This is a genomic window from Aquabacterium sp. A08, from assembly GCF_011742065.1.
This window is the reverse complement of the sequence record NZ_JAAQQT010000341.1, coordinates 1-278: the sequence shown is the minus strand read 5'-3', so window position 1 is coordinate 278 and position 278 is coordinate 1. Positions and strand designations below refer to the sequence as shown.

Here is a 278-nt window from a genome sequence, read left to right as displayed (position 1 = left end):
GGAAACTCCCGCGCGGCTCATGCCCGCGCAATCGTGTTGGTGCGGCGGATCTTTTGCTGCAGCTGGATGATGCCGTACAGCAAGGCTTCGGCCGTCGGCGGGCAGCCCGGGACGTACACGTCCACCGGCACGATGCGGTCGCAGCCGCGCACCACGGAATAGCTGTAGTGGTAGTAGCCGCCGCCGTTGGCGCAAGACCCCATGGACAGCACCCAGCGCGGCTCGGCCATCTGGTCGTAGACCTTGCGCAGCGCCGGCGCCATCTTGTTGCACAGGGT

1 protein-coding gene is annotated in these 278 nt (G+C 66.9%); it reads right to left on the bottom strand.

From position 1 onward, the window contains the following. Window positions 1–17: 17 nt before the first annotated feature. Window positions 18–278, bottom strand: a 261-nt coding sequence (nuoB, locus tag HA630_RS01915; RefSeq protein WP_166832186.1) for an NADH-quinone oxidoreductase subunit NuoB, incomplete at its 5' end; no start/stop codon positions are given.